Genomic DNA, 11,873 nt, shown 5'->3' with positions numbered 1-11,873 from the left:
GAAAATTTTCAGCTCATTCAATCTTGATTTTTTGCAAACCTGTTTTCTTTGAGTAGAAAAGCTGTCGAAGCCATTGAACAATTAACAATTTTAGCTCCACTTGAAGTAGTATCAATAGTTTGACATCCCATTGGTTGAAATTGGCAAAATCCCATTTTTGTAAATGAAATTAATACAATTAAATGAATAATCTTTTTCATGTTTTTATATTATTTAATTTTTAATAATCTTTTTTTCGAAATAGTTATAATTTGTTTTTATTCTCATTAAATATATTCCTGATGATAATGATTGAATATTAATAATGTGGTTAAACTTTTTATATGAATTATTAATGTCTGTTTTTTTTATTAGCTGTCCAAAACAGTTATAAATTTCTATTAACTCTATTGTATTTCCATCCTGTAAGGTTGTAGATATATTTAAAATATTATTCGTGGGATTAGGATATATTTTTAAAAAATGATCATCTATAATTGTTTCATCGATACTATTAATAAAATCACAAGGCAATAATGAATCTTTTTGGTAAGCATAAAATGAATCACTATAACATCTTAAATTTCCTCCTTCATTATGATCAATATAACATAGGTATGGTTCGGGAAGCATATATCCAATGCAACCAAGTTTCTCAACTATAGGACCTGTATATACCCAATCTGAATTTTGATAAGAACTTGTATAAATAATTTTAAATGTGTCATTTTTTATTATTATTATATTTGTGCTATCTACCTTAACTTTCCCAATAGTATCACAACCGCTTTGGCTGTCTCTATTTGTAGCCGCAATTGTCCAAATATCATTAGTATTTGCAAAAAAATCATATAATAGATAAAATTGTCCATATTTATAGTTATAAACTTTACTTCCATTTTGGAAAATATATTCATTCCCAAGTGATACTGTATTATATACACCAGGATAATCATACGAGAATCTGATTTTTTTTAAGACTTTACAAGTATTGCTATTAATAATAGTATCTTTAATATATTCGATTTTTACATATCCAATAGAAGGAGTTATATTAAAATCGTAATACCATTTAGCCCCAACAGGAGCCCATTCTTGAGCATTCATATTATTACAAAATAAAAATGCAGCAAAAAATATAATTTTAAATTTATTTTTCATGTTAAGTTTATTTAAAAATGTTTAGCTTTTAATAATTTTTTCATATGTAATTTGGTTTAATTCATTTGTAATTTTTATTATATAAAAAGCTGGTTTAATTTTATTTATAATTAATTCATAATTATAAAATTTATTCATTTTAATATTTTTTTCAGAATAAACACTTTTGCCATCAGTAGTAAATACTTCGATAGCAGAAATTGGTATTTGAGATTTTATAGTTAATTTATTCTTAAAAGGATTTGGAAATATAAATATAGAATTTTCATTTTTAAATAGTTCATTAACCCCAACCGGATTATATGAAATGATAAAATTCATTGGAAATTGACTTTGCGTTCCCCAACTAAAAAATGGTGCTGGTACGTTATTATCTAAAAGCATATTATATGCTTGAAGTAAAGGATCATTATTTACTAAAAAGAAATAGTCATTATCAATACGGGCACTACTTATACAACCAATTGGAAAAGGTAAAGGTGCATGAAATAAAGAAGTATCCCAACTAATACTTATAGGGTATTGGTAATTTATTGCTTGAACAGAAAGTTGATGTGAACCTAAAAAATCTAATGCACTAACCTTTGTGGTATCCCCATTTGAATTACCTATAAAAACATTAAAATTATTATAATTCATATGGATAGCCCCTTCTCCAAATAATGTATCTACCCCCGAGGAAGTAGCAAGTGTATCCCATATTGCCCAAATAGTATCTTTTGCACCTGTCGCATCTTCAAAAGCAAGCCAGAACTTCCACATTGGCTGTGTGGCATCAAGCAATTTATAAGGAGTTTTGTAATTAGTATTCTGTGCAGTTAAAAAATTGCAGAAAAATAATATTACAATTGTTGTAATTATAATATATTTTATTTTCATTATTATTTAGTTGTAAATATTATCGCTACAAATCTAAATATTTTATTAAACCGCAAAACATAATTGCCTGAAAATAATTATTTTATGCCGTATTTGATATTTTTATATCAATGCATGAATTAGATAAAATGATTTTTGCAAGCGTTAAACAATGAAATTCATAAGAATATATTTTTTACTAAAAATATTTTTCGTGGAAACTGTAAAATATTTTTAAAAAGCAATAGCGAGTTTATAGTTTGCAGGTTTTTTCACTTAGGTGGTAGGGTTGGGTTTATATCTGGTAAATATTTCACTCTTTCAATTTTTCTGATCATTCTATCATTCAATCATCCCATCATTCAATTAAACAATAATTTTCTTTTTACCTGCGTTTTATTAATAGTTAATAACCAATTAATTTTTAAAACTATGAAAACAAATGAAACCGGCCACGCTCCCAAAAAATATCTGAGCAGGAAAAAGCAAAAAGAAAAATAATTTGCAGAAGGCCTTCAGGAAATTTCGTAGTAAAACAAAGTTTGATTTTGTGTGATTGGTAAAGCTAAGAAAACGCTGTTTGAGGAGTAACGATTTTTAATCGTGACGACGAGTTTGTTTTCGGGGTAAAAATCAAACTGTAGCTTTTACAGAAATTTACTGGTAGCCTTGATTTTTTGCTACTTTTTTATCAAGGAAAAAGTAGGTAGCAATAATAAATTATAAACATAAAAAAATAAAACTATGAAAACTAATGAAACCGGCCACGCCAAGAATGTAGCCAATTTTGAACAATTAATTTCCTTTTGTACAGGATATGGTGCAACTTACAACCCCGCTAAAGCAGCTCTTAAACTCACAGCATTAAACACCTTGTTTACTACTGCCCAAACATCACTGGCAACTGTAAAGGACAAGTTTAATGCTTATTCAGTGGCTGTCGATGCACGCGAAATCTTGTTTAACCCTTTAAGTAAATTCACAACACGCGTTTTAAGTGCATTGGAAAGTTCCGAAGTTACAGTGCAAAAAATTGATGATGCGAAAACCATCACCCGAAAAATCACTGGCAAAAGAGCTACACAAAAAAAAGAAATTATGCCCCTTCCCCGTAAACTTTCCGAAACACAACCGGAAGGAAATACTATAAGCGAAGAAATTAAACAAATATCAGCATCGCAAATGAGTTACGATAATCGTCTTGATAATTTTGCTAAACTTATCAATTTACTTTCAACAGAAACAGGCTACATTCCTAACGAAACAGATTTAAAGGTTACAGCATTAAATACAATGCTGGCAAGTATGAAGGCAAAGAATACCGCGGTAATAAACACCATAACTGCATTAAGTAATGCCCGTATAGACCGTAATAAGATCTTTTATAAAGAAAACATTGGGTTATACGATATAGCAATGGATGTTAAGGTTTATGTAAAGTCGGTATACGGTTCAACAAGCCCAGAATATAAAGAAGTAAGTGGAATAAAATTCACTAAAACTGCTTAACTATTTTTTGGTAACAGCCTGCATGTTTTGGTTTTTAACCTGCATGTTTTGGGAAACAAAGGGTTGTGTCATGGAAACAAGCGGTTGTATTCAGGAAACTAAGGGTTACCTTTAGGAAATAAACAACTGTATTTAGGAAACAATGAATTGTGTTTAGGAAATAAAGGGTTGTGTTGCGGAAACAACAAACAATTTTCAGGAAACAAGCAGTTGTGTTCATGAAATAACAAGCTATATTGGGGAAACAACTAAATTTTTTATAGCAACAAACTTGTTTGTAAACGACAAACTGCTCTTAAATCCCTTTCTTATCTAGTAATTCAAAAAATATCTTTCGGTAGGTATCGCCAATAGGAATAAGTTTATCAGAAATTTTAATTCGGTTTCGTTCCACAAATTCTATTTTATCCATAGCCACCATGTACGATTTATGTACCCTTACAAAGTTTGATGAAGGCAGCATTTCTTCCATGGTCTTAAAATTCTGAAGTGTAATAACGCGTCCGGTAGCTGTTTGAATAATTAAATATTCCTTTAATCCTTCAACATAAAGGATGTCTTTAAAATCGACACGCTGCATCCGGTATTCTGTTTTTACAAAAATATAGTTCTTCCCTTCTTGGGCAGGTTCGGCAACAACAACAGGAGGGACAGCTGTTTTTTGTGAAGAAGAAATTTGGTCATAAACTTTTTCAACTGCTTTCAGGAAACGTTCGAACGAAATGGGTTTAAGCAAATAATCCGAAACATCAAGGTCGAAAGCCTGTATTGCATAACGATCGTAAGCGGTAGTAAGGATGATACGTGGTTTTTTCTTCATCACATTTAATAATTGCAAACCGCTAAACCCTTCCATTTGTATGTCGAGGAAAATAAGGTCGATCTCATTTTTTTTAATGAATTCGAGCGATTCCAATCCATTATCAAAAGTTTTCACTAATTCAAGAAAAGGAATTTTTGAAATATAATCTTCCATCTGCATCAGTGCAGGAGGTTCATCGTCGATAGCTATACATTTTATTTTCATTAACTGTAATTTTTTAAACAGTATAAATTTAATAATATTTATGATTGCCAGGGTTTATTGATAATCATTTTTACATTAAAGATTTCACTTTCCTGTTTAATATCAAGTGTATATTTTTTACCAAAAAGCAAATCCATCCTTCTCCGTATATTCTTCATGCTTTGTCCTTCTTGCATTTCATTGTAGTTCGAATTTCCTTCAATAAAATTTTGTGTTTCAAAAAATATAAGTTCATCGTTTACGGTCAGGTTAATAATTATTGCAGGGAAATGATTATCCTTTTTCCCGTGCTTGATGGCATTTTCAATGAAATGAATAAATAACAAAGGAGGGATATTCCTGTCCTTAATATTACCGTCGATAGTAAATTTTACCATTCCCTTTTTTCCCGAAATTAATTCCTGTAATGTGATATAATTCTGTATATGCGAAACCTCAAGTTCAAGCGGTATTTTTGATGTTGCGGCATCATATAGCATGTAACGCATGATTTCGGAGAGTTTGATAATGCCTTCGGAAGTACGTGCAGGATTAATTTTTAAAATGTTGTCGAGTTCACCTAAAGTGTAAAATAAAAATTTTGGATTTATCTGCGACCGCAAAAAAGCCAGTTCTGCATTAACTTTTTGTGTTTCCAGTTCACGGCGTTTTTGTTCTTTTCTAAACCAGTCGATAGTAAACCGAAACAAAGTTCCATAAACAGCATAAATAAAATGATACCAGACAGAACTGAAAAAAATCGAATTGAATGTTGTTTTGCCACAATCCGGTCCAAGTACCCAGTGATATATAGGCAAAATAATATTTGCCATTAACAAAGCATAAGAAACATCAAAAACTACGGCAAGAATAATAAATAAAAAAATGCGGTTCCGGAATATCAACTGTGGCCCAATAAAGAAATAGTAAACATAAAAAACAATAACAAGAAATAATTTTGAAATCATCAGCCTGATGATGATATTCCTGGTTTCTTCATCACTGATATTTCCTATGGTATACGGAATCGTAGTAACGGTGGTGTACAACAACCAGAATAAAAGATGTATCATTACTACGTATTTCCGTTTCATCTGAATTAAATTTTATCAATATTCAATGTTACTATGAACATATCATTTTGTTCATTGCATGTTAATTGGTGTTCCGAACCATAAATCAATTCTAATCTTCGCCGTATATTTTTCAGCCCGAAACCTCCATTTTTTTCAAATGGTTGAGTTGTATTTAAAAGAAAATTTTTAACCTCGAAATTTATTTTTTTCCCGTCAGTAAAAAGTTTGATAAATATTCCAACTCCTTCCATATTTTTTCTTCCGTGTTTAAAGGCATTTTCAACAAAAGGGATTAGCAGCATTGGCGGGATCATTACATTTTCTGTATTTCCAATAATATCGAAATGAACATAATCGGATTCTTTAATCCTTAGTTTTTGTAAGTCAATATAATTTTTTATATAATTTATTTCGTCGGTAAGTTTTACTTTTTCAGCATTGGCGTCATAAAGCATGTAGCGCATAATGTCGGTCAGCTTTGCAATTCCAAAAGATGTTTTATCGGGTTCGCGATAAATAAATGAATTGATATTATTCAGCGTGTTGAACAGAAAATGCGGATTGATCTGCGAACGCAGCATTCCCAGTTCACTAAATATATTTTGCTTTTCCAGTTCTTTTTCTTTTTGTTTTTCAATAAACCAGTTGATCGTTATGCGAAACATGGTTCCCCATAAACCAAAAACAAAAATATAACTGATAAGACTGAAAAACCATCGCGTGTAGTTTATGTCTTCAACAGGACTGATGAACATAAACAATAAAGGCGGATAGAATTTCATTATCAATAATGTGAAAAGGAAAAGAGAAGAGAAGAATATAAGTAGAAATAAAAAAAATCTTTTCTTTATAAGTATACGTGTGATATAAAAATAACTTCCGTAAAAAAACAGCATGCACAAAATGGTCATAAAAAATTCTTCAATAAGTGAATCCTTTATTTCAGTTAGATTATCCCATGTAAGTATTGGAAGGATTTGAACCACGGTGGCTAAAATCCAGAAAGTGATATGCGATAATATAATAGCTCTTTTTTTCATTGCTTATATAAGTAATACGAAGAAATCATTTTTTTAAAGAAAATGCAAGTATTTTCTACAAATACACTTAAATGCTCAATCAACATTAATCATACTTCAATTTAAAAATAGACAATTGCCTTTTTGTACATCGTTGATAAATCAAGCATGCTGGTAGAATAAAGTTGTTTTTGTTTTTTTACGAAAGTAATTTTGAAATAGAAACAGAACTAAAATTATAAAAACAAACAACAAACGATGAACAACAAACATTTTTTAAAACACCTGTAACTTTTAAAAATAACAGTTCGTCATAAGACAGAAAACAGAAAGAAAATAATAACATAAAAACTTAACCCATGAAAAAAAGAATAATAATATCACTGATAAGCCTTATGATAATAAGTGCTACAGGCAGCTTCGCAAATACAACAGCAACCATTGACAGTCCTTCCAAAGTTGAAAAACTTTTAAAGAAAACCATCACCTTCCCTGAGTTTGCAAAGCAGGAAAAAATAGAAGGCGTTGTTTTGGTAAGCTTCACAGTCAATAACGACGGTACATTGAAGATTAACCTCACAAATGAAAGCAGCGAAACATTAAAAAAATATGTAATAGAAAAAATAAAATCAATAAAACTTTTACCCGGAAACAGGGAGCAAGGCAAAACTTATAATGTAAAATTTGAATTCAAGTACGAAAAATAAATTCAGAATCAATTAACCTTAAAATTTTAAAATTATGAAAACAAAAATTATAACCACAGCAATTATATTGTTGATGTCAGTAACAGCAATATTCGCAAAGAATCCTGATTCAGTTACAATGATGCAGCAAACCATAAAAAGTCAAATATCTTATCCTGTAGAATTTATTCAGCAACAAATTCAGGGAAGTGTATTTATTGAATTTACAATAAAAGAAGACGGGAAGATTGAAATTTTAAATTGCAATGCATTTAGTGGCGACCTGATGGTGTACGTAGTTGAAAAACTATCTTCTTTAACACTTGAACCCAGTCCCGAAATGTACGGTGAAAAATACCTGATGCGTTTCGATTTCAAACTGGAATAATTTTCTCTCTATATTTTTTCCTGGCAATGTGTGTTGGATTAAGTGTGAAAGCAGTCCCCGGATACGGGGGCTGTTTTTTAGTAAAGGAACCTTAAAAGTATTAATCGGCTTGTGGATTAAGCCTTTTGAGGTTTGTGCATAAAAGTTTATTTTAAAATATTTTATTTCGAACTTTGTATAAAACATAAAACGTAACACCATGATATTTTCACAATTTAAAAAAGTTTGCATCCTGTCTGTAGCGCTTTGTTTTGTTACATTATATACTATTGCACAAGAAGCAAAGACCCCCGCTAAGATTAAAGTTACAAAATGTGTACTTGATAATGGGTTAACAGTTTTATTGAATGAAGACCATACCATTCCGCTGGTATATGGCGGCGTGGTAACTAAGGCCGGAAGTAAGAACGACCCTTCGGATCATACCGGAATAGCGCACTACTTGGAGCATATGCTTTTTAAAGGTACCGAAGAAATGGGAACAACTGACTTTGAAAAAGAAAAACCTTTCCTCGAAAATATTTATGCTTTATATGATTCGCTTGGGCAAACTGTTGATGAAAACAAAAGAAAAGAAATTCAGAAAAAAATAAATGAGCAATCGCTGAAAGCCGGCGAATACGCTATTCCTATTGAAATCGATAAACTGATAAAAAGTATTGGTGGTTCGGGAATGAATGCTTTCACCGCCGAAGAAATGACATTTTTTTATAACGCATTTCCTCCAAATCAGTTTGAAAAATGGCTTGAACTGTATAGCCATCGTTTTACAAATCCTGTTTTCCGTTCGTTTCAGTCGGAGCTGGAAGTTGTGTATGAAGAGAAAAATCGTTCCATGGATAATTTTGGAATGAAACTTATAGAAACATTTCTCGCGAATTTATACAAGAAACATCCTTACGGGCAGCAGACAGCGATTGGAACCATTGAGCACCTGAAAAACCCGTCACTTAACGCTATGTACAAATTTTATAAAACATATTATGTGGCTAATAACATGGCGCTGGTGATTTGCGGTGATTTTAATACGGATGAGATTCTTCCGATTATAAAAGAAAAATTTGGCACTTGGAAATCAGGCACTGTTCCTGAGTTCCCAAAATATGATGAAAAAGATTTTAACGGACGCGAAGTAGTAGAAGTAAAGCTTACTCCTATAAAGCTTGGTATTATCGGTTTCCGTACAGTTCCTAACGGGAACACCGATGAAGTAGCATTGGATGTTTGTAACCGTATTCTCTCCAATACCGGACAAACAGGGCTTTTAGACAAGCTGGTACTTGACAATAAACTTATGGCTGCTCAATATATTCCGTTGGGGCAGAATAATGATTATGGCGCTTCTGTATTTCTTTTTATCCCGAAAATATTAGGACAATCACTTGAAAATGCGGAACAATTAATCATGAGCGAATTTGATTCATTACGTAACGGGAAATTTGATGATTGGTTATTGGAAGCAGTTAAAAAAGATATTTATACCGAATTCAAATTGAATCTTGAAAATTTTGATAACCGTACAACTCTTATTGCACAAGCTTTTGCTCAAAGCCGCGATATTGATGATTATTTAAATTATCCGGATAAGATTAAAAAAATTACCAAAGAAGATGTGATAAAAGCAGCACAAAAATATTACAACAAAAATTACCTGATTATGCTTTCAAAAATGGGTTTTCCGAAAAAAGAAAAACTCGACAAACCCGGTTACGAGCCGGTAAAACCCAAACAGGATGCAAAGTCGCCTTTTGCTAAAAAATTTGAAACCATGAAAGCAAAAGAGCCTGTAGCTGATTTTGTAAACTTTGGCAGTGATGTTCAGGTTGCTGAATTGGCAAAGGATGTAACACTTTATTACACTCCTAATCCCGAAAATGATATTTATACTTTAAAAATTAAATTCGGCGTAGGGAAATATAAAATGCCACAATTATATTATGCTGCCGAGTTGATGAATTATGCTGGAACAAAAACAAAATCGCTGAATGAAGTGAAAAAAGCTTTTCAGAAAACAGGATGCTCTTATTCGTTTTCATGCGACGATAATTACCTTACTGCCGAGCTTACCGGTATTGAATCCGAACTTAAAGCAGGAGTGATACTTTTACAGGAACTTTTAAGCGAACCGGTTGTTGACAAAGAGAAAATTAAAAATATTGTAGAAGGGGAACAAGCTACACGTAAGCTGGAAGATGCCGATGCTCCGGGCGTTGCACAGGCATTGCTTCAATATGTGAGAAAGAAAAATAATTCTACATTCATCAACAGGCTTTCAATGAAAGAAATAAAAGCCTTGAATGCCGATAGTCTTCTGGCTGTATTTAAAAAAGGATTAACTTATGAAGTGCAGGTACATTATACCGGTAGTCAATATTCATTTGCTGATGTATCAGATATTTTAAAAAGCAGCTTACAATTTCAAAGTAACTTAAAAACTTCCGAATCGCCTGTAGTCATTAATGATGAGGTATATAATGAGAATACGGTATATTTTGTAAATAGAAAAGATGCCGTACAAAGCCAGATATATTTTTATATAAAAGGCGAAGATTACAGCATTGACAAAGAGGCTTATATTGATGCATTCAATGATTATTTCGGCGGAGGATTTTCAGGTCTTGTTATACAGGAGATACGTGAATATCGTTCAATGGCGTATACTGCAGCGGCATCGTATTCCATTCCTATGCTTACAGGGAAGCGTTCAAGTTTTATAGGTTACGTAGGTACACAAGCTGATAAAACGGTTGATGCAATTCAGGTATTCGATAGTTTGATTTGCTTTATGCCCGAAAAGAAAGAACGCATTGAAAACATCCGTAGTTCACTCGTACAGGAAGCATACGCCAGCAGACCCGATTTCAGGGAGCTTACCGAAAAATATTTGAACTGGAAACTTAAAGGCTATATCGAAGATCCTTCAAAATATAAATTGGAAACATATAAAAACCTTACGTTCGATGATATTGTAAAATTTTATAATACCAGCATAAAAGGAAAACCAATTGTAATTTGTATTGTTGGCGATAAGAAAAGGCTTAATATGACTGATATTGCTAAGTTCGGGAAAATTGTGGAAGTAAAGGAGAGCAGTTTGTTTAAAAAATAATATTGATCCGGTAAAACTCATTTGGTATTTTATATTAGCCTCGTTAGAGGCGACATATTGGTAGAAATAAATTTAATAAAAAATAAAGCCCCGTAGGTGGCGAAATTATTTTTATTTACCAATGATTACATGGATTTTCACAGATTGGATTGATTTCAATTTTTGTTTTGAAATTTTCCATCTCTAAAAAATTAAAACATTTATATTGTACAAAAATCAACATACTTTGAAACTCAAAATTGATTTGTAAACAAAATAAAGAAATCTATACATTAAAAAACACATATGTAAAGAAAATTTGTTTTTCTTAACATAATAGCTTTATTTTGTAAAGAAAAGTCAAAAATCTTTACATTATGAACAAAGCTAAAAAATGGAAATTATCAGAACTACCGTTAAACTTTGATATAGAAACTAAAAAAATTTTAAAAAGTTTACCATATGCTCATGCAGCTTTAGCTGAATTAAAAGGCATTGCTACCACCATACCCAATCAAAATATTTTAATAAATACACTGGGCATACAAGAAGCAAAAGATAGTTCAGCAATAGAAAATATTATTACAACCCATGATGATTTATATAAATCAGAACTTAATTTTGATTCTGTAAAATCATTAAATGCAAAGGAAGTTCAGAATTATATTTTAGCATTGAAAAAAGGGTTCAACCTTATTTCCAAAAATAAATTGTTAACCAACAGGATGATATTACAAATCCAGGAAGAATTAGAAAAAAACAAAGCAGGATTTCGTAAATTGCCAGATACTACTTTGAAGAATGCGTCAACCGGAGAAATAATTTATACACCACCACAGGATTATGAAGAAATAAAAAGATTAATGTCAAATTTAGAAAAGTTTATCAATGATGAAAAAATATGTGATTATGATCCATTAGTAAAAATGGCGATTATTCATTTTCAGTTTGAGAGCATTCATCCTTTCTATGATGGTAATGGAAGAACCGGCAGAATAATAAATATCTTGTACCTTATTCTCGAAAACCTGCAAACATTGCCAATACTATATTTGAGCAATTATATCATCAAAAATAAAATAGAATATTATAAATTGCTTCAG

At 31.2% G+C, this 11,873-nt stretch carries 11 protein-coding genes; 5 read left to right on the top strand and 6 right to left on the bottom strand.

Annotated features, from left to right (window positions below):
- Positions 1–17: 17 nt before the first annotated feature.
- From PKK00_14605 to PKK00_14595, 3 genes are read right to left on the bottom strand one after another with little or no spacing between them, the layout of a single operon-like run.
- The gene (locus tag PKK00_14605; protein HNW99634.1) at positions 18–200 is read right to left on the bottom strand and encodes a hypothetical protein; all 183 of its coding nucleotides are present in this window, start codon (positions 198–200) and stop codon (positions 18–20) included.
- A 13-nt stretch (positions 201–213) separates the two neighbouring features.
- Entirely contained in the window at positions 214–1,140 is a 927-nt protein-coding gene (locus PKK00_14600; protein ID HNW99633.1) for a T9SS type A sorting domain-containing protein, read from the bottom strand.
- A 21-nt stretch (positions 1,141–1,161) separates the two neighbouring features.
- Positions 1,162–2,019 (bottom strand): T9SS type A sorting domain-containing protein, encoded by an 858-nt coding sequence (locus PKK00_14595; GenBank protein ID HNW99632.1) that lies wholly within the window; start codon positions 2,017–2,019, stop codon positions 1,162–1,164.
- 723 nt (positions 2,020–2,742) lie between these two features.
- Between PKK00_14595 and PKK00_14590 the strand changes: the two genes are divergently transcribed.
- Positions 2,743–3,507, top strand: coding sequence for a hypothetical protein (locus PKK00_14590; protein ID HNW99631.1), 765 nt, complete (start codon positions 2,743–2,745; stop codon positions 3,505–3,507).
- Between the two features lie 295 nt (positions 3,508–3,802).
- Here PKK00_14590 and PKK00_14585 read toward each other — a convergent pair whose 3' ends face one another.
- Genes PKK00_14585 through PKK00_14575 form a run of 3 tightly spaced genes read right to left on the bottom strand, consistent with a single transcriptional unit; the run spans position 3,803 to position 6,629 of the window.
- Positions 3,803–4,534 (bottom strand): LytTR family DNA-binding domain-containing protein, encoded by a 732-nt coding sequence (locus tag PKK00_14585; protein ID HNW99630.1) that lies wholly within the window; start codon positions 4,532–4,534, stop codon positions 3,803–3,805.
- Positions 4,535–4,572: 38 nt separating this feature from the next.
- Positions 4,573–5,607, bottom strand: coding sequence for a histidine kinase (locus PKK00_14580; GenBank protein HNW99629.1), 1,035 nt, complete (start codon positions 5,605–5,607; stop codon positions 4,573–4,575).
- 5 nt (positions 5,608–5,612) lie between these two features.
- Positions 5,613–6,629 carry a histidine kinase gene (locus tag PKK00_14575; GenBank protein ID HNW99628.1) on the bottom strand — a complete coding sequence of 339 codons (1,017 nt, stop codon included), beginning with the start codon at positions 6,627–6,629 and terminating at the stop codon, positions 5,613–5,615.
- 338 nt (positions 6,630–6,967) lie between these two features.
- Between PKK00_14575 and PKK00_14570 the strand changes: the two genes are divergently transcribed.
- From PKK00_14570 to PKK00_14555, 4 genes are all read left to right on the top strand, one after another.
- Positions 6,968–7,315 (top strand): energy transducer TonB, encoded by a 348-nt coding sequence (locus tag PKK00_14570; GenBank protein HNW99627.1) that lies wholly within the window; start codon positions 6,968–6,970, stop codon positions 7,313–7,315.
- Between the two features lie 34 nt (positions 7,316–7,349).
- Positions 7,350–7,682 carry an energy transducer TonB gene (locus PKK00_14565; protein HNW99626.1) on the top strand — a complete coding sequence of 111 codons (333 nt, stop codon included), beginning with the start codon at positions 7,350–7,352 and terminating at the stop codon, positions 7,680–7,682.
- Positions 7,683–7,881: 199 nt separating this feature from the next.
- The gene (locus tag PKK00_14560; protein ID HNW99625.1) at positions 7,882–10,791 is read left to right on the top strand and encodes an insulinase family protein; all 2,910 of its coding nucleotides are present in this window, start codon (positions 7,882–7,884) and stop codon (positions 10,789–10,791) included.
- A 356-nt stretch (positions 10,792–11,147) separates the two neighbouring features.
- A partial coding sequence (locus PKK00_14555) for a Fic/DOC family N-terminal domain-containing protein (GenBank protein HNW99624.1) occupies positions 11,148–11,873 on the top strand: 726 nt, incomplete at its 3' end.

The sequence above is a fragment of the Bacteroidales bacterium genome (assembly GCA_035353855.1).
GTDB lineage: Bacteria > Bacteroidota > Bacteroidia > Bacteroidales > CG2-30-32-10 > DAOQAK01.
Note: the sequence above shows the minus strand (reverse complement) of the source record. Positions and strands in the feature narration are given on the sequence as shown.